General features: G+C 62.9%; 16 protein-coding genes, 1 tRNA gene and 1 pseudogene. 8 read left to right on the plus strand and 10 right to left on the minus strand.

Features of this window, described 5'->3' with window-relative positions; all coding sequences use genetic code 11:
- Positions 1-209: 209 nt before the first annotated feature.
- Positions 210-3,218, plus strand: a complete 3,009-nt coding sequence (gene uvrA, locus FEV16_RS03135) for an excinuclease ABC subunit UvrA (protein ID WP_138166123.1) — start codon at positions 210-212, stop codon at positions 3,216-3,218.
- Between the two features lie 12 nt (positions 3,219-3,230).
- Here the strand turns inward: uvrA and clpA are convergent, their stop codons facing one another.
- Positions 3,231-5,669, minus strand: coding sequence for an ATP-dependent Clp protease ATP-binding subunit ClpA (clpA, locus tag FEV16_RS03140; protein ID WP_138166124.1), 2,439 nt, complete (start codon positions 5,667-5,669; stop codon positions 3,231-3,233).
- 9 nt (positions 5,670-5,678) lie between these two features.
- On the minus strand, positions 5,679-6,062 hold the full coding sequence (clpS, locus tag FEV16_RS03145; RefSeq protein WP_246657140.1) for an ATP-dependent Clp protease adapter ClpS: 384 nt from the start codon (positions 6,060-6,062) through the stop codon (positions 5,679-5,681).
- Positions 6,063-6,892: 830 nt separating this feature from the next.
- On the opposite strand from clpS, the gene FEV16_RS03155 reads away from it, so the two are divergent.
- Entirely contained in the window at positions 6,893-8,344 is a 1,452-nt protein-coding gene (locus FEV16_RS03155; RefSeq protein ID WP_138166127.1) for a DEAD/DEAH box helicase, read from the plus strand.
- Positions 8,345-8,381: 37 nt separating this feature from the next.
- Here FEV16_RS03155 and FEV16_RS03160 read toward each other — a convergent pair whose 3' ends face one another.
- The 5 genes from FEV16_RS03160 to rpmG form a co-directional block, all read right to left on the minus strand.
- Positions 8,382-8,816: an HIT family protein gene (locus FEV16_RS03160; protein WP_138166128.1), complete on the minus strand. Its 435-nt coding sequence runs from the start codon at positions 8,814-8,816 to the stop codon at positions 8,382-8,384.
- 167 nt (positions 8,817-8,983) lie between these two features.
- On the minus strand, positions 8,984-9,847 hold the full coding sequence (locus FEV16_RS03165; RefSeq protein WP_138166129.1) for a prephenate dehydratase: 864 nt from the start codon (positions 9,845-9,847) through the stop codon (positions 8,984-8,986).
- Positions 9,844-10,590, minus strand: coding sequence for a 3-deoxy-manno-octulosonate cytidylyltransferase (locus FEV16_RS03170; RefSeq protein WP_138166130.1), 747 nt, complete (start codon positions 10,588-10,590; stop codon positions 9,844-9,846). Before FEV16_RS03170 ends, FEV16_RS03165 begins: the two co-directional genes overlap by 4 nt.
- 7 nt (positions 10,591-10,597) lie before the next feature.
- Positions 10,598-11,011, minus strand: a complete 414-nt coding sequence (locus tag FEV16_RS03175; RefSeq protein ID WP_138166131.1) for a hypothetical protein — start codon at positions 11,009-11,011, stop codon at positions 10,598-10,600.
- Between the two features lie 454 nt (positions 11,012-11,465).
- Complete coding sequence (gene rpmG / locus FEV16_RS03180) at positions 11,466-11,633, minus strand: 50S ribosomal protein L33 (RefSeq protein WP_036286758.1); 168 nt, start codon at positions 11,631-11,633, stop codon at positions 11,466-11,468.
- Positions 11,634-12,089: 456 nt separating this feature from the next.
- Here rpmG and FEV16_RS03185 point away from each other — a divergent pair, with 456 nt between their 5' ends.
- A complete protein-coding gene (locus FEV16_RS03185; protein WP_138166132.1) occupies positions 12,090-12,980 on the plus strand; it encodes a hypothetical protein in 891 nt (296 codons plus the stop codon).
- Positions 12,981-12,990: 10 nt separating this feature from the next.
- On the opposite strand, the gene rnr is transcribed toward FEV16_RS03185, so the two are convergent.
- Positions 12,991-15,267, minus strand: coding sequence for a ribonuclease R (gene rnr, locus FEV16_RS03190; protein WP_246657141.1), 2,277 nt, complete (start codon positions 15,265-15,267; stop codon positions 12,991-12,993).
- A gap of 141 nt (positions 15,268-15,408) precedes the next feature.
- Positions 15,409-18,339, minus strand: a complete 2,931-nt coding sequence (gene topA / locus FEV16_RS03195) for a type I DNA topoisomerase (protein WP_138166134.1) — start codon at positions 18,337-18,339, stop codon at positions 15,409-15,411.
- Positions 18,340-18,447: 108 nt separating this feature from the next.
- On the opposite strand from topA, the pseudogene FEV16_RS03200 reads away from it, so the two are divergent.
- The 5 genes and pseudogenes from FEV16_RS03200 to FEV16_RS03220 all read left to right on the plus strand — a co-directional run bounded on the left by FEV16_RS03200 (position 18,448) and on the right by FEV16_RS03220 (position 20,454).
- Positions 18,448-18,934: pseudogene (locus FEV16_RS03200) on the plus strand (cupin domain-containing protein).
- Between the two features lie 82 nt (positions 18,935-19,016).
- A tRNA-Cys gene (locus FEV16_RS03205) sits at positions 19,017-19,090 on the plus strand.
- Between the two features lie 276 nt (positions 19,091-19,366).
- The gene (locus FEV16_RS03210) at positions 19,367-19,678 is read left to right on the plus strand and encodes a hypothetical protein (RefSeq protein WP_138166135.1); all 312 of its coding nucleotides are present in this window, start codon (positions 19,367-19,369) and stop codon (positions 19,676-19,678) included.
- A gap of 180 nt (positions 19,679-19,858) precedes the next feature.
- Positions 19,859-20,065: a hypothetical protein gene (locus FEV16_RS03215; RefSeq protein ID WP_246657142.1), complete on the plus strand. Its 207-nt coding sequence runs from the start codon at positions 19,859-19,861 to the stop codon at positions 20,063-20,065.
- A 95-nt stretch (positions 20,066-20,160) separates the two neighbouring features.
- Positions 20,161-20,454, plus strand: a complete 294-nt coding sequence (locus FEV16_RS03220; protein ID WP_138166136.1) for a hypothetical protein — start codon at positions 20,161-20,163, stop codon at positions 20,452-20,454.
- 10 nt (positions 20,455-20,464) lie between these two features.
- On the opposite strand, the gene FEV16_RS03225 is transcribed toward FEV16_RS03220, so the two are convergent.
- On the minus strand, positions 20,465-22,291 hold the full coding sequence (locus FEV16_RS03225) for an AsmA family protein (protein WP_246657143.1): 1,827 nt from the start codon (positions 22,289-22,291) through the stop codon (positions 20,465-20,467).
- Positions 22,292-22,414: the final 123 nt, after the last annotated feature.

Consider the following 22,414-nt stretch of genomic DNA (forward strand, 5'->3'; position numbering starts at 1 on the left):
TTCGTCTAACGCTGATCGGAGATTGGGAATATGGCTGAGTTAACGCTTTTCGACAAAGCGCTTATTGTCTGGGCAGCGATTTTCCTGGTCACTCACGCAAATCCGTCGATTTTTTCAGCGGCTGCTTGTGATTTGCACAGCGCAGCGAGTGGCGTTTGACGGCGGTAGCGCCTAGATTAGCGTTTCTCGTTCCACGACCAACCCCGTCAATGGCCAGCAACAACAGGAAATCCGCGCAGGCGGTGGAGAAGGTGTTTGACGCCCAGCGCGCCGACTCCAAGTCCATCACCATCCGCGGCGCGCGCGAACATAATCTCAAAAACATCGATCTGACGATCCCGCGCGACAAGCTCGTGGTGTTCACCGGTCTTTCCGGCTCCGGCAAATCGTCGCTCGCCTTCGACACGATCTACGCCGAGGGCCAGCGCCGCTATGTCGAATCGCTTTCGGCCTATGCGCGGCAATTTCTGGAGATGATGCAGAAGCCCGACGTCGATCAGATCGACGGGCTTTCGCCGGCGATCTCCATCGAACAGAAGACGACATCCAAGAATCCGCGCTCGACCGTCGGCACCGTCACCGAAATTCACGACTATATGCGCCTGCTCTGGGCGCGCGTCGGCATTCCCTATTCGCCGACGACAGGACTACCGATCGAGAGCCAGACGGTCTCGCAGATGGTCGATCGCGTGTTGGCGCTTCCCGAAGGCTCGCGGCTCTATTTGCTCGCGCCTGTCGTGCGCGGCCGCAAGGGCGAATACAGAAAGGAAATCGCCGAATATACGAAGAAGGGCTTCCAGCGTCTCAAGATCAATGGCGCCTATTATGAAATCGCCGACGCGCCGGCGCTCGACAAGAAATTGAAACACGACATCGACGTCGTCGTCGACCGTATCGTCGTGCGTCCCGACATGAGCGCGCGACTGGCCGACAGTTTCGAGACGGCGCTAGAACTGTCGGGGGGACTCGCCGTCGTCGAATTCGCTGATGCGCCGAAAGGCGAGAATGTTCTGATTGCTCCCGTGCAACCGGCGGCGAATGTTTCGACGCATTACGCCCCGCATCACATCTTGTTTTCTTCAAAATTCGCTTGCCCGGTGTCGGGCTTCACGATCCCTGAGATCGAGCCACGGCTGTTTTCCTTCAACAATCCTTTCGGCGCTTGTCCGGTCTGCGGCGGCATCGGCCATGAGCAGAAGGTCGACGCCGACCTCGTCGTGCCGAATCCGAAGCTGACGTTGCGCAAAGGCGCGATCGCGCCCTGGGCGCGGTCGACCTCGCCCTATTACCAGCAGACGCTCGAAGCGCTCGGCAGGCATTACAAATTTCGGCTCGACGCCCCGTGGGAGACGCTCTCCGATAAGGCGAGAAACGTCATTCTCTACGGCTCTGGCGACGATGAGATCCGCTTCTCCTATGACGACGGCTTTCGCGCCTATGACGTGAAGAAGCCGTTCGAAGGCGTCGTCATCAATCTCGAGCGGCGTTATCTCGAAACCGACAGCGAATGGGCGCGCGAAGAGATCGGCCGTTATATGTCGGCGACGCCCTGTCTCGCCTGCGAAGGCTTTCGGTTAAAGCCCGAAGCGCTCGCCGTCAAAGTCGCCGGCAAACATATCGGCGAAGTTTCGGAACTTTCCGTGCGCGCCGCGCTCGACTGGTTTCGCGCGCTGCCCGATGCGCTCGACAAGAAGCGCAATGAGATCGCCTTCCGTATCCTGAAGGAAATTCGCGATCGCCTGACCTTTCTTGTCGACGTCGGCCTCGACTATCTGACGCTCTCGCGTAACTCTGGCTCGCTCTCGGGCGGCGAGAGCCAGCGCATTCGCCTCGCGTCGCAGATCGGGTCGGGACTGACCGGCGTTCTCTACGTGCTCGACGAACCGTCGATCGGTCTGCATCAGCGCGACAACGATCGGCTGCTCGATACGCTGCGGCGGCTGCGCAATCTCGGCAACAGCGTCATCGTCGTCGAGCATGACGAGGACGCGATCCTCGCCGCAGATTATGTCGTCGACGTGGGACCCGGCGCCGGCATTCACGGCGGCAAAATCATCGCGCAGGGGACGCCGCAGGAGATCATGGCCAATCCCGCTTCGCTCACCGGCAAATATCTGACCGGCGAGAAGCAGGTGATCCTGCGCCATAAGTTGCGCAAGCCAACGGCCGGCCGCTGGCTCAAGCTCTTCGGCGCGCGCGGCAATAATCTCAAAGATGTCACCGCGGAAGTGCCGCTCGGACTCTTCACTTGCATCACCGGCGTGTCCGGCGGTGGCAAGTCGACGCTCATCATCGAGACGCTCTACAAGGCCATTGCGCGACGGCTCGCCGGCGCGCATGAGCACCCCGGGCCTTTCGATCGCCTCGAAGGTCTGGAGCAGATCGACAAGATCATCGACATCGACCAATCGCCGATTGGGCGCACGCCGCGCTCGAACCCGGCGACCTACACCGGCGCCTTCACGCCCATTCGCGAATGGTTCGCGGGTCTTCCCGAGGCAAAGGCGCGCGGCTATGCGCCCGGACGCTTCTCCTTCAACGTCAAGGGCGGACGCTGCGAAGCCTGTCAGGGCGACGGCGTCATCAAGATCGAGATGCACTTTCTCCCAGACGTCTATGTCACTTGCGACGTCTGCAAGGGCAAGCGTTACGATCGCGAGACACTCGAAGTGAAGTATCGCGAGAAGTCCATCGCCGACGTGCTCGACATGACGGTCGAGGAGGCGGCGAATCTCTTCAAGGCGGTGCCGTCGATCCGCGACAAGATGGAAACGTTAAAGCGCGTCGGCCTCGACTATATCCATGTCGGCCAACAGGCGACGACGCTGTCGGGCGGCGAGGCTCAGCGCGTGAAGCTCTCCAAGGAGCTCTCGCGCCGCTCGACAGGCCGCACGCTTTATATTCTCGACGAGCCGACGACGGGCCTGCATTTCCACGACGTCGCCAAGCTCCTCGAAGTGCTGCATGAGCTTGTCGAACAAGGCAACACCGTCGTCGTGATCGAGCATAATCTTGAAGTCATCAAGACTGCGGACTGGATCATCGATATGGGTCCGGAGGGTGGCGACGGCGGCGGCGAAATCGTCGCGGCGGGGCCGCCATCAGAGATCATCAAGGAGAAGCGCAGCCACACCGGCCGCTATCTCGCCGAAGCGATGGCGCGGCGGCCGTCGGAAGCGGCGGAGCCGGCGAAGCCGAAGAAGGTGCGATCGCTTTAGAGGCGTCGCGCGTCAGCCTTTCAGAGGGGCAGGACGTTCGTCGCGTTCCTCATCGGAATTGCGCAGCGCCTCGCCGCCGCCAGACGCGGCTTCTTCCGCAGCGCGCTTCTTGCCGGCTTCGAGGATGTCGCGCTCAGGCCGCGGCAGCACTGGCCCTTCCGGGAAGACGAAGCCCAGTGATTTCACCCCGTTGTCGTCGCCGACGACAACGACGCGCACCGCGCCGCCGTTCTTAAGGCGGCCGAACAGCACCTCGTCGGCGAGCGGCGTCTTGATGTGCTGGTGAATGACCCGCGACATCGGCCGCGCGCCCATCGATTCATCGTAGCCGTGCTCGACGAGCCAGTCGCGCGCTTCGTCGGTGAGCTCGATGGTGACGTTCCGGTCGGCAAGCTGCGCTTCGAGCTGCATGATGAATTTGTCCACGACGCGCTTGATCACGTCGACCGGCAAATGCCCGAACGGCACGATGGCGTCGAGACGATTGCGGAACTCCGGCGCGAACAGCCGGTTGATCGCCTCGCTGTCGTCGAGATCGCGCCGGCTGCGGGTGAAGCCGATCGGCGTGCGCGCAAGATCCTGCGCGCCCGCGTTCGTCGTCATGATGAGAATGACGTTACGGAAGTCGATCGTCTTGCCATTGTGATCGGTCAGCTTCCCGTGGTCCATCACCTGCAGCAGGATGTTGTAGAGATCGGGGTGCGCCTTCTCGATTTCGTCAAGCAACAGCACGCAATGCGGATGCTGGTCGATCGCGTCGGTTAAGAGGCCGCCCTGATCGAAGCCGACATAGCCGGGAGGCGCGCCGATCAGCCGGCTCACCGTGTGGCGCTCCATATATTCCGACATGTCGAAGCGCACGAGCTCGATGCCGAGCGAGGTCGCGAGCTGGCGCGCGGCCTCCGTCTTGCCGACGCCGGTCGGTCCAGAGAAGAGATAGCAGCCGATTGGCTTCTCATGGTCGCGCAGGCCGGCGCGCGCGAGCTTGATCGCCGAAGTGAGCGCCGAGATCGCCTTGTCCTGTCCGTAGACGACACGCCGCAGCGTCTCGTCGAGATGCGCGAGAACTTCGGCGTCGTCCTTGGAGACGGTCTTCGGCGGCACGCGCGCCATGGTGGCGATCGTCGTTTCGATCTCTTTCAGCCCGATCGTCTTCTTGCGCTTATTCTCAGCGACAAGCATCTGCGCCGCGCCGGTTTCATCGATCACGTCGATCGCCTTGTCCGGCAGCTTGCGGTCATGGATGTAGCGGGCCGAGAGCTCCACCGCCGCCTTCAACGCGTCATTGGTGTAGCGGATTTTGTGGAACTCCTCGAAATAGGGCTTGAGGCCCTTCATGATTTCGATGGCGTCGGGGATCGAGGGCTCATTGACGTCGATCTTCTGGAAGCGGCGGACAAGCGCGCGGTCCTTTTCGAAATACTGGCGGTATTCCTTGTACGTCGTCGACCCGATGCAGCGCAGAACGCCTTGCGCCAACGCCGGCTTCAGCAGATTAGAGGCGTCCATCGCGCCGCCCGAGGTGGCGCCGGCGCCGATGACGGTATGAATTTCGTCGATGAAGAGAATCGCGTTCTTGTGATTCTCAATTTCCTTCACGACTTGCTTCAGCCGTTCTTCGAAGTCGCCGCGATATCGCGTGCCGGCGAGCAGCGCGCCCATGTCGAGCGCGAAGACGGTGGCGCCGGCAAGCACGTCCGGCACATCGCCGGAGACGATCTTGCGGGCGAGACCTTCGGCAATCGCCGTCTTGCCGACCCCGGGATCGCCCACAAGCAGAGGATTGTTCTTTTGCCTACGGCATAGAACCTGAATCGTGCGCAGCACTTCAGGTTCGCGGCCGATCAGCGGGTCAATGCGGCCGTCGCGCGCCTTCTTGTTCAGGTTGACGCAATAAGCCTCCAGCGCGCCTTCCTTTTTGCGGCTCTCTCCGTCGCGACCCTCTCGGCCTTCGCTGCGCTCGCCGTCATCCTCGACGCCGCGCGGCGTGCGGCTCGCGTCCGAAAGGCCAGGGCGCTTGGCGATGCCGTGGCTGATGAAATTGACCGCGTCGTAACGCGTCATATCCTGCTCCTGCAGGAAATAGACGGCGTGGCTCTCGCGCTCGGCGAAGAGCGCGACAAGAACATTGGCGCCGCTGACGTCTTCGCGGCCGGACGACTGAACGCTGATGATCGCTCGCTGCACGACCCGCTGAAACCCGGCGGTCGGCTTACATTCGTCAGCATCTTCATTGACGAGATTGTCGAGCTCGCGATCGATGTAGTCGCGCAAATTCTTGGTCAGAACGTCAAGGTCGACGGAGCAGGCGCGCAGCACGGCCGAAGCGTCGACGTCCTCGACGAGGCTTAGCAATAGGTGCTCCAGCGTCGCATATTCATGGTGACGCTCGCGGGCGGAGGCCAGCGCGCGGTCCAAGGTCTGCTTCAGGTTGCGCGAGAAGGTCGGCATGCGCTCGTCCTATTTCTTTTCCATGATGCATTGCAGAGGATGCTGGTGCTTCCTTGCAAAATCCATGACCTGGGTGACTTTGGTCTCCGCGACCTCGTAAGTGTAGACGCCGCATTCGCCGACGCCGTGATTGTGTACATGGAGCATGATGCGGGTGGCTTCCTCCACGGACTTGTTAAAATATTTGCGCAGCACGATCACAACGAACTCCTGGGTCGTGTAATCATCGTTCAACAGCAGCACCCGATACATATTGGGCTTGCGCGTCTGAGGACGCGTTCGGGTGACGAGCGCCGTGCCGGCGCCGGGACCGTCGCCTCCCTTTCGCGGCTCCCTGGCCGCACGCGGCGCCCAAACAGCCGCCGTCAAAAGAGCTAGATCCTCGGCCGCCACGTCCTTACCTCTTCGATCCTTTTCATGTAGGTCGACACAGTGGTTCTTTTAGGGTCGCTTCGCAGAATTTGGGCCACTTCCACGGTGAGGGAAATCAAGAACATCGACAGTTTTGAGCTTTCCCCCTGGCTTGGCAAGGGGTCGCCCGCGGCGTCGCCGTCGCACTCAGTGTAATGAAAAATTTACCCTGGAAAGGTTAGCGTCGACGCCGCTAACCTCAGGCCGGTAAGTGCGCGCAACTAACGAGCATCGCCGCTCAAGCCAACCCTGCGTCGGATTGCCCGCGGGCATGTGGAGCCTCGCGGCGCTCTCTGTCGCCGCTTGTTTGTGCAGCGTGCTGGGCGCGAAACTTCTTTCAAATATGTTCGAGCCGCCCGGAGCGCCAGCAGGAGCCCGCCCTCTTGGGGCTGCCTTTCCTGGGGCTACAAAGTCCGAATTGCGCGTCCCTGCCAAGTCGGCGCCGCACGTCGAGGCGCCGGCGCCTACAGAGCAGCGCAACGCCAATATTGACCCTTTACCAACGGGAACGATCTCCCCAATGCGGCAAGGGCATTCGGCGTTGACGCCCTGCGGCGCAGCCGCCGATCATTAGCTTTTTTTCGGACGAGCCCTCGCGCGCCGCCGCATGGGCGCATATATTCATTGACATTCCGGCAATTGCCCGTAAAGCATTCCCGTGGCTATCGCCCGCGCTTCTTTGCGGCGGACCGTCGGCGGGCCGGACAGTCGTCGCAGCGGCGACGGAATTTTCTCTCAACATCCAGGCGCGCTTTTACGGCTGGCGCGCAAGCGGGCGATCCGCAAAAGGCAAGCCGTAATCAGGATAATTGATGACATTCGAGGAACTGGGCCTTTCCCATAAGGTTCTCGAGGCTGTCCAAGCCTCCGGCTATACGACCCCGACGCCAATTCAGGCGCAGGCCATTCCACCCGCCTTGCAGGGGCGCGACATTCTCGGCATCGCCCAGACGGGCACTGGGAAGACCGCAGCCTTCACCTTGCCGATGCTGAGCCGTTTGGAAAGCGGCCGCGCCCGCGCGAGGGTGCCGCGCACGCTCATTCTGGAGCCGACGCGCGAACTTGCCGCTCAGGTTGAAGAAAGCTTCGCTAAATACGGCAAAAACCATCGGCTCAATGTCGCGCTGCTGATTGGCGGCGTATCGTTCGGCGATCAAGAAGCCAAAATCATGCGCGGCGCCGACGTGCTGATCGCAACGCCGGGCCGCTTGCTCGATTTCTTCGATCGCGGCAAGCTGCTGCTCACCGGCATTGAAATACTTGTCATCGACGAGGCGGACCGTATGCTCGACATGGGCTTCATCCCCGACATCGAGCGCGTCTGCAAGCTGGTGCCGTTCACGCGGCAGACTCTTTTCTTCTCTGCGACGATGCCGCCGGAAATCACGCGGCTGACCGAAGCTTTCCTGCATAATCCGATCCGCTGCGAAGTGGCGCGCGCCGCCACCACGGCCTCGACCATCCGCCAGGTTCTCGTCGCCTCGCGCGGCCACGCCGACAAGCGGGAAACCTTGCGCAACCTCATTCGCAGCGCGGAGAACTTCAAGAACGCGATCATCTTCTGCAACCGCAAGCGCGATGTGGCGGTCCTTCACCGCTCGCTGCTCAAGCACGGCTTTTCCACCGGCGCGCTGCATGGCGACATGGACCAGCTCGCGCGCATGGCCTCGCTCGACGCTTTCAAGAATGGCGAGGTCTCGCTCATCGTTTGCTCAGATGTGGCGGCACGCGGCCTCGACATTCCCGATGTGAGCCACGTGTTCAATTTCGACGTGCCGACGCATAGCGAAGACTACGTGCATCGCATCGGGCGCACGGGACGCGCCGGGCGGTCAGGCGTGGCGATGACGATCGTCACTGAAGATGACATGAAATATGTCGATCAGATTCAGGGCCTCATCGGCAAGGCGATCGACTGGGAAGGGCCGGGCTTTGAGGCTTTGCCGCCGCCGATGGAGACGAGCCGTCCGCAGGAGCGCCGCGGCGAGCGCGGCGAACGCGGGCCGCGTCGGGAGCGCGGCCGCAGACCAACTGTTGAACGCGAAGCGCCCGTGAGCATGGGCCGGCCGCGCGGCGGCCGATCCCAGCCGGAAGCGGAGAGCTTCCGGTCTCCGGCTTGTGCGGCGTCGGCTTCAGATCGTCGGGAGCGTCGGCCGCGCCGCTATGAAGAGGACGGGCCGCCCGTCGTCGGGCTGGGCGATCATGTGCCGTCCTTCCTGCTACGCCCGGTGGCGTTGCGGCCGGCGAAGGTTGCGGAAGACTAGTGTTTTCAGCAGAGCTTTCCGATGGGCAGGCCGCGGCTCAGTCCTCGAAAGGCTCCATCGCGTCGCGAATTTGCTTCGCCTGTTCGGCGAGCTTCGCGTCGTCCGCCATCGTTCCCGGCGGACGCAGGGCGACGCCATCCCAGCGCGGCAGCAGGTGGAAATGAAGGTGATAGATCACCTGGCCGCCGGCGCTCTCATTGAATTGATGCAGGGTTAGTCCGTCAGCGTCGAAGGCCCTTTCAATCGCCCTTGCGACATGCTGCACGCGCTTCATCAAGTCGCCGAGCGTTTGCGACGAAACGTCCAGCAGTCCGCGCGCGCCTTCTTTGGGGATCACCAGAACATGGCCTTCGGCGCGCGGCATGATGTCCATGAAAGCGAGCGCAACGTCGTCTTCATAAACTTTATGCGCGGGGATTTCGCCGCGTAAAATCTTGCCGAAAATGTTGTTTGGGTCGTAGACGGCGGCCATGGGTTGTTCCCTTCGAGCGCTTGCTCATGAATATCGTTTTGGCCGTTCCGACGTGCGCTTGCGTCTCAAGGGACGCGGCTCATGGCGCGAACGGATCGTCGCCGGGCGGCGATATTCCGGTTCCCGCTGAAAAGGCCGGCAAGGAAAGCAATTGCCTCCGCGGCCTGTCAATCCCCAAAGGCGAAGGCGCGGATATTCGTAATGCGGAAATCGCTCGCGGGATAAACCCCGAGGATCTCGACTTCCTTCGAGAAAAACTGCAGTTCTTCAAGCGCGCGCGCCATCGCCGGCTGTTCCGGATGTCCATCGGCGTCGGCAAGAAAGCGCGTCGCGGCGAACTCGCCGTCGACCATGTAACTTTCGAGCTTCGTCATGTTGACGCCGTTCGTCGCGAAGCCGCCAAGCGCCTTGTAAAGCGCCGCCGGCACGTTGCGCACGCGGAAGATGAAGGTCGTGATGGTCGAACCTTCGTTCGCCGCCGCCCATTGCCTCGTCTTCGACAGCACGATGAAGCGCGTGGTGTTGTGCGCCTCATCCTCTATGTTCTCAGCGAGCACGTCGAGATCATAGATCTCAGCGGCCAGCCGCGGCGCAATCGCCGCCTTGGCGAGATCTCCCCATTCGGCGATTTCGCGCGCTGCGCCTGCGGTGTCGCCGGCGGTATGCGCTTCTAGTCCAAACTGGCGGATGGCGCGCCGGCACTGGCCGAGCGCATGGACATGGCTGTAGACGCTCTTGAGCCCCTGTCGCGTAGCGCCTTTGGGCGCCATCAGATGGAAATGGATCGGCAGGAAATGTTCGCCGACGATATGCAGTCCGGAATGCGGCAGGAAATGATGAATGTCCGCGACGCGCCCGGCGATCGAATTTTCAATCGGGATCATGCCGAGCGCGGCGCGCCCTTCGGTCACCGCCGCGAAGGCGTCCTCGAAGCTTGCGCAGGGCAGCGGCGTCAGATGTGGATAGGCCGTGCGGCAGACGAGGTCGGAGTTCGCGCCGGGTTCTCCCTGATAAGCGATATATTGCGTCACTTTGCGTCCTGTTCGCGCGCGACGGCGCGCAGCGCGGCCAAATCGCGTTCCGTATCCACCGACGGGGCCGCTTTGTCCAGCAGAACGGCGTCGATGCGCATGCCGGCCTCCAGCGCGCGCAACTGCTCTAGCCGCTCGCGCACTTCGAGCGGGGAGGGCGGCAGCGAGACAAATCGCTCCAAGGCCGCGCGGCGGAAGGCGTAGACGCCGATGTGCTTTAAACGCGGGCCATCGCCATAAGGCGCGGGCGCTCGCGTGAAGTAGAGCGCACGCAGCCGGTTGGGCGTAAGCGAGGCTCCGATGAGCTTCACCGCGTTGGGATCGTCGGTCTCTTCCGCGCTCGCCGCACAGGCTAGCGTGCCGATGTCGACGGAAGAGTCATTGAGAAGCGCGAGCGCCGCTTTAAGGGCGCCGTCCGGAAGGAAAGGCTGGTCGCCCTGCAGGTTGATCACGGCGCCATGGCGGCCTTGCGGATCAAGCGTATTGAGCGCTTCGCCGATACGATCGCTGCCGCAGGCATGAGAGTCGCCCGTGAGCACGGCGTCTCCCCCGGCCGCCTCGACAGCGCGCGCGATTTCCGGCGCATCCGTCGCCACCACAACCGGTCCAAGCGCTGCTGCGCAGGCGCGCTCAAAGACGCGAACCACCATCGGCCGACCGTCGATTTCGGCGAGCGCCTTGCCGGGCAAACGCGTCGAGCCAAGGCGCGCCGGAATGACCACGATCGGCGCCAGCGTTCGCACGATGGCGTCAATAGGCGTGATTATCCTCGGCCATCCATCCCTTTTCGCTTTTCACGAAATGCAGCGTGCCTTCGCTCGTGTGCACTTCGGCCTTCGCGAATGTCCGGTCGTCGTCGATGCCGAGGAACGCGCATTTTCCGCGTTCGCGCTCATCGGCGCATTTGGCTTCAAAACCCTCAGGAAACTGGATTTCGGCCTCATACATCAATTCATAGGCGTCAACATTTTCACGCTTCACTTCGCGCCCCTGCACCTTCTTGAAGGAGACGAGCTTGGCGTCCACGCCATTCTTTTGCAGAAGATTGCGTAAGACCTTCGCGCCCGTAGCGTCGCCCGGCATATGTTCGCCGCAAGCAGAAAGGGTGAGGGCGAGACAAACGCCGGCCGCCATGCCAAGAACTAAGCGTAATCCAGATGCCATCTACCCCTCCGGCGCCGCGTTCATCGCAGCGCATTGTTGTTCTTTACGCTGCGCACAAACGCGTCACAGCTTCCGATGTGTGAAATTTCATATCAGATAGTTGCATTTTTGTGCAGCCGGAGTAACGTGACTGCGCCAAATGAGTTGCGCGTCTGGCGGCGTCGAAGGGCCTGAAACAAGACCCATGGCGCGCTTAAAGCGTTCGATGCGTATTCGGCACAACTTTGAATACCCTGCGGAGTGCTCAGGTCCGCCGCATCTCCTGGGTCCGTGGGGTTGGCCGACTGGCGGTGGTTGGAGTGGCCTCCTTGAAGCCATCGTCAGTCGGCCGCCTTGCTCCCGACGAACGTTGATCTTCCAACCGACGCGCGAACGCGCTCGGACCAACGAGCTCTCGCTACATCACGGTGGTCACGAAAGCGTCGTAAAAAACCCGCGCGTTCTTCACGCGCGCTTACTTGATCTTGGTTTCCTTGAATTCGACGTGCTTGCGCGCGACGGGATCGTATTTCTTGAAAACGAGCTTTTCCGTCTTGGTGCGCGCGTTCTTCTTGGTGACGTAGAAATAGCCCGTATCCGCCGTGGACAGGAGCTTGATCTTGATCATGGCGGATTTGGCCATCTCTCGTTCCAGTCTATCAGAGAAAGAAAATCGCCCCGGCCGCGGGGCGCGCCGGGAGCGAATTTGCGCGCAACATACGTGCGGCGCACACGATGTCAAGAAGGCGCGGGCGGCGTCGAGCGCTGGATAAAGCGCCGCTGGGCCACATTGCTCAGAATCGGCAAAGTACAGCCATAATTTTATTGGCTAATCTTAAAGAGCAGCGGCGCGTGTCCGGGCCCTGCCTGGCTAATTGCGCAGCAATATTCCGGCAGGGAGAAATATCTCCCAAGAAGCCGACGGTTTGCGCGAGTTAAGCGCTGAAATCCGCATGTATCGACGTGGGAGAACTTCTACCTCGTGCATTATGCGGCGGCGCTCGGAGTGAGTAATATGAGCGTAATAGTCGAGAAACGACGAAAAGTCGCGGAGTTAGAGAACTTCGAACGGAAGGTCCTTCAAGAGAAGCGGCGCTTGATGCGTGAGCTGGAAAGCTTGGAGAGACCCTTCCGCAAGACGCGCGCGATAGACTGGATCAAGGATTTCGTAAGCGACCTCATTGGCGAATGGCGCGCGATGCAGGACTCAGCGTCCTCGAAAGCGCCCCTCTGGTTTTTCGTCGTAGGGGCGATCATCCTGCTCGGCGGCGGCGTCCTCGTCGCGCATTTGGCGCTGAAAGGCGCGCCGCAGCAGCGCAATGACGTGACGGCGCTGCGCAGCAACGAGACGCCGCCGACCCAACCCGCCGCGCCGGCGCCTGAGACCCAAGCCGCCCAAATCGCCGAAGCGGCGCCGGTTGCGACGGCTCCCGCGAGCGCAGAGCAGGAAGCGATTGCGCCGCCCGCGCAGCAGGCGGCCGGTGTGACGGCTCTGCGCGAGCGACTCATAGAGGCCCAGTCGGCGACGGAGCCCTTGCCCGAGCCGCTGCCGCCGCCAACGGCAAAAGCCGAAGCGCCGGCCTCGCCGCCGTCTCTGGACGCTGCGCCGGCTTCCCCGCTCGACGAGGCGCAATCAAAAACCGCATTCGACGGCGCGCCGCCAGTCGACGCGGCGGGGCCGGCGGAGCCGGAAAGCGTCGCCCCGGTTCGCGAAGTTGAGCGTCAGCAACAACCGGCCGACGAAGGCCGCCCTGTGCAATGTTTCGTCAAGGTCGACGGACGCGTGCTCTTCGAGAAGAGTTGCTTGCTTCGCCAGGCCGGACGCTCGTCCTTCACGCTCATTGCGGGGAAAAATTCGGTCGTTTTAAAGCTCGATCATGGAAGGTCGTGGACCGCGACTCTCGGCGGCGAAAGTCTTGGCCCGGTCTATCGAACGGGGCAATGCTGGGGCCGGCGCCGAGAGGTCTACATCTGCGCGAAAGGCGCGTGAGTCGCGCTCTTTATCGCTTCTTCCTGCGCGCAGACGGGCGACGTTCCTTCGATCTCGCGCTCGCCCGTGGCGGCGGCGCACGGCGTTCGCCGCCGCTCACGACCTCGAAACGCAAGGCGCCGGCGATCGGCGCCGCCTCGATGAGCCGCACCTCGATGACATCCGCGAGCCGGTAGCTGACGCCGGAGCGCGAGGTGAGCGCATGCGCCGCTTCGTCATAGGCGTAATATTCGCGGCCCAAAGTCGCCGCCGGGACGAAGCCGTCGGCGCCAGTCTCAGCGAGACGCACGAAGAGCCCCGATCTTGTCACGCCGGAAATGCGCGCCTGAAAGCGCGCGCCGATCTGGTCGGCGAGATGATGCGCGATGAGCCGGTCGACCGTCTCGCGCTCCGCCGCCATGGCGCGCCGCTCCGCGGCGGAAATGCGCGCGGCGATTTCCGCAAGTTCGCCAACGGGCATTTCCGGAAGCGCGCCTTCGCCAAGCTTCAAGGCGCGAATGAGCGCGCGATGCACGATCAGATCGGCATAGCGGCGAATGGGCGAGGTGAAATGCGCGTAGCGCCGCAGATTGAGGCCGAAGTGCCCGTAATTTTCATGGGTATATTCGGCCTGCGCCTGCGTGCGGAGAATGATCTCATTGACGATGTTCTCATGCTCCATGCCCTTCACGCGATCTAGGATCACGTTGAAATGCGCGGCGCGCAGCGTCTGACCCTTGGCGAGCTTGACGCCGATCGTCGCGAGGAACTCCGAGAGCGCCGAGACCTTTTCGCGCGAAGGTTCATCATGGGCGCGATAGATCAGCTGCTGACGATGCTGCTCCAAGGTTTCGGCGGCGGCGACATTGGCCAGGATCATGAACTCTTCGATCAGGCGATGCGCTTCGAGGCGCGGCGGAATGACGACGCGGTCGAAGGAGCCGTCTTTCTTCAAAAGAATTTTGCGCTCGGGCAGGTCGAGATCGAGCGGCGCGCGTAGATTGCGCGCGTGCTGCAGCGCCTCATGCGCGGCGTAAAGTGGCTTGAGCACGGGGGCGAGCAACGGCTTCGTGATTTCATCCGTGCGGCCCTCGATCGCGTCCTGCGCCTGCGCATAGGCGAGCTTCGCGTGCGAGCGCATCATCACGCGATGAAATTTGTGGTCGATCTTCTTGCCATTGCTCGTGACGCGCATGCGCACGGCGAGGGCGGGCCGGTCTTCGCCGGGACGCAATGAGCAAAGGTCATTGGAGATGCGCTCGGGCAGCATCGGCACGACGCGGTCCGGAAAATAGACCGAATTGCCGCGCTCCAACGCGTCGCGATCGAGCGCAGAGCGCGGCATCACATAATGCGCGACGTCGGCGATTGCGACCGTAAGGATAAAGCCGCCGTCATTGTCCGGCGCATCGTCTCGCGTGGCATGCACCGCGTCGTCGTGGTCCTTGGCGTCGGGCGGATCGATCGTGACGAGCGGCAAGTCGCGCCAGTCCTCACGTCCGTGCAACGTCGCGGGCTGCGCGCGCTCGGCTTCCGCCGTCGCTTCGAGGCGAAACACGTCGGGAATATCATGCGCGCGCAGCGCGATAAGGCTCACCGCCTTCTCGCCAGTCACCGAGCCGAGCGTTTCCCGCACGCGGGCGCGCGGCGCGCCGAAGCGCGTCTTGCCGACGAGATCGACTGACACGAGGTCGCCATGCTTGCCTTCGCCGATGTCGGACGCCGCGACGGCGAGTTCGCGTCCTGCCTGTTTCTTGTCGATCGGTTCGATACGGCCGGCGCCATTCGCTTCGACATGCAGCACGCCGAGCACGCGCTGGCGCTGGCGCGACAAGAGCTTGACGACGCGCCCGACGTAGGGCGGCTCATCTGGCGCCGCGTCGCGATCGGGTTCGGCGCGAACCAGCGCGCGGTCGCCGACGCCGGGCAGGGGTTCGCCGGGCCGCGCGCGGCGCGGCGCATGTATCCGGATGCGCGGCGCCGGCCCCAGCTCGTCCTCGTCCCATTCGACCGGCGCGGCGATCATCTCTCCATCGCGGTCGCGCGCGACGATGTCGACGAGTGCGACGGGCGGCAGAGCGCCCTTGCGCGTCACGCGGCGGCCGCGTTTCTCAAGAACGCCTTCCTCGGCGAGCCCCGCGAGCATGCGCTTGATGGCGATGCGATCGTCGCCAGTGAGGCCGAAGGCGCGGGCGATTTCGCGCACGCCGATCTTGCGCGGGCCGCCCGCCTCGGTTTCGCGGGAGATGAAGGCGAGGATATCTTCGCGAGAGGGCGGGCGCTTTTCTCTAGTGTCTTTTTTCGCCAAGGGTTCGCTCAAAAAGAGGCGGGATCGCCAATCAACGCGGCGGCATACAGTTCAATTGAACTCGGCATCCCACATATATGAAGCGCGCGGCGAAGTTGAAGCGCGCCTCCAGAATCAGCGCAACTTAAGAGCGCCCTCCTTTTAGTTTGTGGCGGCCTTCTTCGCCTTCGCAGGGACGAGTTTCTTCGCCGCCGGCTTTTTTGCAGGCGGTTTTTTCGTTGCCGTTTGCTTTGCGGTCGCCTTCAGGTCTTGTTTCACAGGCCGCGAATCGTCGAAGGGCATCTCATCGCTGTCTTCGATTTTCTTCTTGGCTTTGGCCGGCGCCTTCTTCGCTGATTTCCTCGGCGCGGCCTTCTTCGGCGCGCCGACCTTGGCTTCAATCAGGCGTAGCGCCTCTTCGAGAGTCACCTCTTCCGGCGAAGCCCCCTTGGCGAGCGTCGCGTTGATCTTGCCCCAGTTCACGTACGGGCCGAAGCGGCCGGCGCGCACCGTGATCTTGCCGCCGTCTGGATGGTCGCCGAGCGCGCGTCCGCCAGTCGACCCACCGCCGCCGCCCGCCGCCTTCTCGGCAAGAAGTTCGAGCGCCTGTTCGAGCGTCAGTGACGCGGGGTCGACGGCCCTCGGTATCGTCGCGTTGACCTTGCCCCAGTTCACATAAGGACCGAAGCGGCCGGATTTGACGCTGACAGATCCGCCTTCCGGGTGATCGCCGAGCACGCGCGCCGGCTCCGCCGCCCCGCGCGAGAAGCGCGAGCCGCCGCCCGATTCCTTCTGCACGATGAGGTCGATGGCGCGGTTTGCGCCGATGCTCAGCACATCGTCGTCGCGGCCGATATTTGCGTAGGTCTTGCCGTGTTGGACATAGGGGCCGAAACGCCCGATGCCGGCAACGATCGGCTCGCCGCTCGTCGGATGTTTCGCGACTTCGCGCGGCAGAGAGAGCAGGGCGATGGCCTGGGCGAGCGTGAGATCGTCGGGCCTGATGTTTTTGGGCAGCGAGGCGCGTTTGGGCTTCTCGCCGCCCTCCTCCTGTTCGCCTTCCTGCACATAGGCGCCGAAGCGGCCTTCCCGCAGCGTGACTTCCGCGCCGCTTTCGGGATTGACGCCCAGGACTTTCACGCCCGGTCTCGCCGCGTCGGCGGCGTCGCCCGTTGGCGGCGAGAGCGTTCGCGTGTAGCGGCACTCGGGATAGTTCGAGCATCCGACAAAGGCGCCGAATTTGCCGATCTTCAGCGAGAGTTGGCCGCTGTTACAGGACGGGCAGAGCCGCGGATCGCTACCGTCCTCCTTTGGCGGAAAGACATGCGGGCCGAGCAGCTCGTTGAGGCTGTCGAGCACCTCGCTGACGCGCAAATCCTTGGTGCCGTCGACGGCCGCCGAGAAGTCGCGCCAGAAGTCGCGCAACACCTCTTTCCAGTCGATCTCATTATTCGAAACGAGATCGAGCTTTTCTTCAAGGTCGGCGGTGAAGTCGAACTCGACATAGCGCGTGAAGAAGCTCTCAAGAAAGGCGACGACGAGGCGTCCCTTGTCCTCGGGCACGAGCCGCTTCTTGTCGAGCCGCACATAGTCGCGGTCCCGCAGCACGGCGAGCGTCGAGGCGTAGGTCGATGGCCGCCCGATGCCGAGCTCCTCCATGCGCTTGACGAGCGTCGCTTCGGTGTAGCGCGGCGGCGGTTCGGTGAAATGCTGGGTCGCGTCGATCTTCTCGCGCGTGACCGGTTCGCCCTGCGCCATGGCGGGCAGGCGGCCGCCGTCCTCATCGGCGTCGTCGTCGCGGCCTTCCTGATAGAGCTCCAGGAAGCCCGAAAAGCGGACGACCTGGCCCGTTGCGCGGAGTTCGAGCGCTCGCGCGCCTGCTTTGGCGTCGATGTCGATCGTGGTGCGCTCCAGTTCGGCCGACTCCATCTGGCTGGCGATGGTGCGCGTCCAGATCAGCTCATAGAGCTTGGCCTGTTCCGGCTCGAGATATTTCGCCACATGCTTCGGCAAGCGGCCAGGGTCGGTCGGGCGGATCGCCTCATGCGCTTCCTGGGCATTCTTGGCTTTCGTCGTGTATTTGCGCGGAACTGAGGGAACGAAGCGGTCACCGTATTCCTTTCCGATCACGCGGCGCACGCTGGCGACCGCCTCTGGCGCCATGTCGACGCCGTCGGTTCGCATGTAAGTAATGAGACCCGCCGTCTCGCCGCCGATGTCGACGCCCTCGTAGAGCCGCTGGGCGATGCGCATGGTGATCGCCGGCGCGAGCCCGAGCTTCCGCGACGCCTCCTGCTGCAAGGTGGAGGTCGTGAACGGCGCATAGGGGTGACGCTTGACGGGTTTCGCTTCGACCGAGCGCACGACGAAGGCGGCGCTCTCAAGCGCCTTTTTGAAGTCCTCGGCCTCCTGACCGGCGCCGATGTCGAGCCGCTGGATCTTCTTTCCGTCCGCGCCGACGAGGCGGGCCGTGAAGGGCTCGCCCGCCTTGGTCTTCAGATGCGCGACGAGCGACCAATATTCGCGCGGGACGAATTTTTCGATTTCGAGCTCGCGGTCGCAGACGAGGCGTAGCGCCACCGACTGCACGCGGCCGGCTGAACGCGCGCCGGGGAGCTTGCGCCACAGCACCGGCGACAAAGTGAAGCCGACGAGGTAGTCGAGCGCGCGGCGGGCGAGATAGGCGTCGACCAGCGCCTGATCGATCTGGCGCGGATGCGCCATCGCCTCCTTGATCGCGTCCTTGGTGACGGCGTTGAAGACGACGCGCTCGATCTTCTTATCCTTGAGCACGCGCTTCTTGTTCAAAATGTCCAGCAGATGCCAGGAGATGGCTTCGCCCTCGCGGTCCGGGTCGGTCGCGAGGATGACCGTGTCGGCGCCTTTCACCGCGTCGGCGATGGCCGAGACGCGCTTTGCGCCCTTGGCGTCCATTTCCCAGACCATGGAGAAATCCTGGTCGGGATCGACCGAGCCATCCTTGGCGGGGAGGTCACGAACATGGCCGTAGCACGCTAACACATTGAAATTTTTGCCTAAATATTTGTTGATCGTCTGCGCTTTGGCGGCTGACTCGACGATAACGACGTTCATTCGCGACAATTCCAGCAAGTGCGCCGGCTCGGCGCGAGGGGCGGAAGATGGTCAAAATGGGCGCTGCCTGTCAAATTGGCCACCCTCGGGCCTTAGGGAAGCTGCGCCATGGAAAAGTCTGTTCCGCGCCGGCCGGCCGCGGTCGAGGCGGCCAATGTCGCGCCGCGCGCCAAGCCGTCGAGCTATCCAGAACCCTTCGCGACGCGGGTGCGTGGGCGCGAAAAGCGGACCCTCGGCGACCTTTTTGGCCTGACCAATTTCGGCGTTAACCTCACGAGGCTCGCGCCCGGCGCGCAGTCCGCGCTGAAGCATCGCCATAGTCGGCAGGACGAGTTCGTCTTTATTCTGGAAGGCGAGCCAACCCTCCTATTTGACAACGACGAGGTCGTGTTGCGCCCAGGCATGTGCGCGGGGTTCCCGGCTGGGGGCGCCCGCCCACTGTCTTATCAACCGGACTGATCGCGACGTCGTCTATCTCGAAATCGGCGACAGATTGCCCGGCGATGAGGCGAGCTATCCTGATGACGACCTAAAGGCCGCGCTTGGCGTCGATGGCCGCTGGATCATGACCCATAAGGACGGTCGTCCGTATTGAGGCGCTGATATCTTCTCGCCTTGGCTTGCTCGCCCTTATGCCCTCCTGTATGAGCGAGCGCACGCGGCGCGCGCCGCGTTAAGGCCTCGTGGCGGAGTGGCTACGCAGAGGACTGCAAATCCTTGTACGGGGGTTCGATTCCCTCCGAGGCCTCCAGATAAGCGAATGCTTGCCAAGAAAAACAGAAGCCGAAGCTGCTCATCGATTTGATAAAAATCGGCGATGGGCTTGAATGCGCTTCTATGGGGTCTCTTACCGGGTAACCCATTTTCCTGTTTTGATTTTGGACGCGACCTACACGGCTGCGTCTCTATATGGCGCCGACGATTTGATCAGCCGCGCTCATGAAGGCGCTCGCCTGTCGACGGAACAACAAAACAACGCGTGCGTTAGACGGGCGGCCGGGGGGTCACAAGGACCTGGAGGTTCGCCATGAAGAACCTACGCAAGCTGCTTACCGGCGCGCTCGCTGCAACCATGCTCGTGGGCGCAGTATCGGTTTCGACCCCGGCCGCCGCGTGGCACCGTTGGGGCTGGGGGCCCGGTACTTACTGGGGCTACGGCGGCGCGTGGCGGCGCCCCGGTTATTGGGGATATGGCGCGGGCCTTGCCACTGGCCTGGCGCTTGGCGCCTCGTCCTACCCATATGGCTACGGCTATTGGGGCTCCGCTTCTCCTGGCTACTATGGCTATAGCGGCTATGGCGGCTATGGCGGCTATAGCGGCTGCGGCTGCGACTGGTAACGGCATCCGTCATAGGCCAGCCTAAGGCGCGCAGCCTGGAGCGTCGAACGAAGGCGCAACCGCTATGCGGTTGCGCCAGAAGCGTAACGCGATGTGATTTCTTCGATCCCTGCGCGTAAGTCTCAGCATTCCTTCGCAGCTGCGGTATAGTCCTCCGCGATATCACCATCGACGAGGGTTATGATGCTGAATGCGTTGATTGCGGATGCGCAGGCGCGGCTGGATCAGGCGCGGCGCGAGTTGAGATCCGCCGTGCTCGATTTTGACGTATCCGATGAAAAGCTCTTGGAAATACGGGCCGCCGCGCGTCAAGTCTACGATGAGCTCCGCGATCTTGACCGCAAGAAGCTGAAGAGGGGCTTCTTCGGTTTTTTGAAATTCCGCTGACCTCAATGCGGCGTGTCCGGCTCTTTCGCCGGCCGACGCGCGCTCCATAATGATTGAGGAGCGCGCGTTCATCGCGCAGCAGAACGAGGTCGCCAATGATTAGTCCCGAAACGCCTCCTGGCGCCGAGGTTGTCTGCGTTGACGCGACTGCGGGGCCCTATGGACGTTGCAACGGTTTGGCCCGCGGCGCGATTTACACGGTGGCGCGGATCGCTCGCGGCATCGACGGCGGTCATGTCGTGATTCTAGCCGAAGTCTCGCCCTGGCGGACCTATGCGCCGCCCTGGGGCGTGATCGAAGTTGGTTTTGAACTTCGCCGCTTCCGCTATCTCGACATCCCCGACGAGTTGACCAGGCTGTTGCACGAAACGCAGCTTGAGGAGGTCTAGCGGTCCTCAATCATTGCCGCGGGGGGCCGCGATCAGCCGGCGCGCCTTGTGGCGTCAGCAGCGGCGCGGCGGCGTCCGAGCGTCGGATGAACGCTTGCGTATCCAACCCTAGCGACAAGTCGTCCCAGCGGCCGACCACATCGAAGGCGATGCTGGGCGCAGACGGGTCTGTCTTGTCGGCGCTGGCCGTCTTACGCGCGATGGCTTTGAGAGCAAGACGGCGATCCGTCAGCGGCGCATAGCCGCCGAAGGCGACTGAGAAATCCGGGCCACGCGCGTCTCCTTCGGAAATCTCGGCGAGGCCATTCTCAATTTTAATCGCGGCGCTCGCGGCGTCGAGCGTCGAGCGGCCCGAGCGGATGTCGAAGGCGCTCGACAATGGGCGCTTCTCCAATCCCTGCAACGCCTTCTCCAAATCGATGCCGGAAATCTCTCCGTCCACGAGAGCGAGGTTCGCCCGGCCGTTCAGGCTTTGCATGAGCGTCGACATCCGATCGCCAAAGCCGTCGAATGCAAGAGTGGCGTTAAGGGCCCCGGCAAGCACTGGTTTGCCGTAGGCGTCCCAAAATAGCGGGCCTGCCTCCACCGCCGTCGCTTGCGCATTGGCCCGCAACGCGAGTCCGTCTGTTCCTGGCGTGATCGACGCTCGAACTTTAAGGCCGCCGCGATAGGCTCGCGCCTGGGTTATCGCGAATTCCGCAGCGCCGTCGCGTAGCGTGACTGCGATCGCCGCGTCTTCAATTTTGAGGCGGCCCAGTCGGGCGTGTCCAACCGCGATGTTAAGATCGACGTCGGCGCCAGCGAGATCGGGCAGTTCGAAGGGCTGCGTGCTCCACTGTCCGTCAGAGTCGACAAGGGGCGGCGCGTCGGCGAGAAGCGGCCTGAGCGAAAGAAAATCGCTCTGGAGCGCCGCCGTCACCGTCGGTCGGCCGCCAACTTTCCGAAAGTCGAGATCGCCGCGGAACTCGTTTCCGTCGACAAAAACGCGCGCGCCGCTGAAGTGCGCTTCGTCAGTTGCGAGCGTCGCCTGCGCGGAGAATTGCGCGTCATTGAAAGGGCCAGGCAAGGGCGCCGCGACGCCGAACAACTTAAGCGCCTCTCGTACGGAATCGGCGGCGGCGGCGGCGCGCCCCTCGAAGCGCGCGTTGGCGCCGAGTTGGGCCAATCCCTGCCCCTCGAAATGGAAGAGTGAGCCGTCAAGCCGCGAGGTGACGACGGATTGTTCGCCGCGCAGCAGCGCGCCCGGACGCGCGACCCACAGGATGCTCTCGAGCCGTTCTCCATTGAGATCGAAGGCGGCTGTCAGAGCGGCCGCCTCGCCAATGCGACGCCAGTCGAAGTTCGCGTTGACTTTCTGCAGCCTGTATAGCCGGCCGCGATAGGCGATCTTCACGTCGCCGTCGACGATCGACACGGTTCCAAATCGCACATTGTCCGCAGCCGCGGCTTCGAGCGTCGCCGGTTTTGCCGCGGCCGCCCGGGCTGCCGCCGCCGGCGGGCCGACTGGCCTCTTATCAAAATCGATGAGCGCGCGCGGCCGGACCAGCTTTGCCGCCGCAACCTTGAGCCGTCCCGCTAGCAGCGCCAAGACGTCGACGTCGCCATGGAGCTCGTTCGATTCGATCAGCAGCGCGCCGTTGCGATCCGCGAAGACAACGCCTTCGACGGCGATGCTGGGGCGTGGCAAGAGCGAAAAGCTCGTGCGTCCGCGGGCGACGACATAAAGCCCAGAAGAGCCTTGAAGCTGATCGGCGACAGCGTCGATCAGGGCCGCAGGCGAGAACAGCCAAGGCGCTATCGCGGCGGAGATCGCGACAAAAGCCACGGCGGTCGCCAACGCCGCTCCTAGGGCGCGCGCCGCTGCGCTCGAAAAGCGAAGTTTAGCTGACGATGGCTTGTCGCTTACGGCGGATGGCTGCAACCAGCAATGCTCCTGAGCGAGTCTTTGGACTTCGCTTGT

It is taken from the genome of Methylocystis sp. B8 (genome assembly GCF_005771425.1).
In the GTDB taxonomy this organism is placed as follows: Bacteria; Pseudomonadota; Alphaproteobacteria; order Rhizobiales; family Beijerinckiaceae; genus Methylocystis.

Excerpts from the sequence above, each read along its gene's own strand:
- uvrA (WP_138166123.1), top strand. The coding sequence starts at position 210 with ATGGCCAGCAACAACAGGAAATCCGCGCAGGCGGTGGAGAAGGTGTTT.
- clpA (WP_138166124.1), bottom strand. The coding sequence starts at position 5,669 with ATGCCGACCTTCTCGCGCAACCTGAAGCAGACCTTGGACCGCGCGCTG.
- FEV16_RS03155 (WP_138166127.1), top strand. The coding sequence starts at position 6,893 with ATGACATTCGAGGAACTGGGCCTTTCCCATAAGGTTCTCGAGGCTGTC.
- FEV16_RS03160 (WP_138166128.1), bottom strand. The coding sequence starts at position 8,816 with ATGGCCGCCGTCTACGACCCAAACAACATTTTCGGCAAGATTTTACGC.
- FEV16_RS03175 (WP_138166131.1), bottom strand. The coding sequence starts at position 11,011 with ATGGCATCTGGATTACGCTTAGTTCTTGGCATGGCGGCCGGCGTTTGT.
- rpmG (WP_036286758.1), bottom strand. The coding sequence starts at position 11,633 with ATGGCCAAATCCGCCATGATCAAGATCAAGCTCCTGTCCACGGCGGAT.
- FEV16_RS03185 (WP_138166132.1), top strand. The coding sequence starts at position 12,090 with ATGCGTGAGCTGGAAAGCTTGGAGAGACCCTTCCGCAAGACGCGCGCG.
- topA (WP_138166134.1), bottom strand. The coding sequence starts at position 18,339 with ATGAACGTCGTTATCGTCGAGTCAGCCGCCAAAGCGCAGACGATCAAC.
- FEV16_RS03210 (WP_138166135.1), top strand. The coding sequence starts at position 19,367 with ATGAAGAACCTACGCAAGCTGCTTACCGGCGCGCTCGCTGCAACCATG.
- FEV16_RS03215 (WP_246657142.1), top strand. The coding sequence starts at position 19,859 with ATGATGCTGAATGCGTTGATTGCGGATGCGCAGGCGCGGCTGGATCAG.
- FEV16_RS03220 (WP_138166136.1), top strand. The coding sequence starts at position 20,161 with ATGATTAGTCCCGAAACGCCTCCTGGCGCCGAGGTTGTCTGCGTTGAC.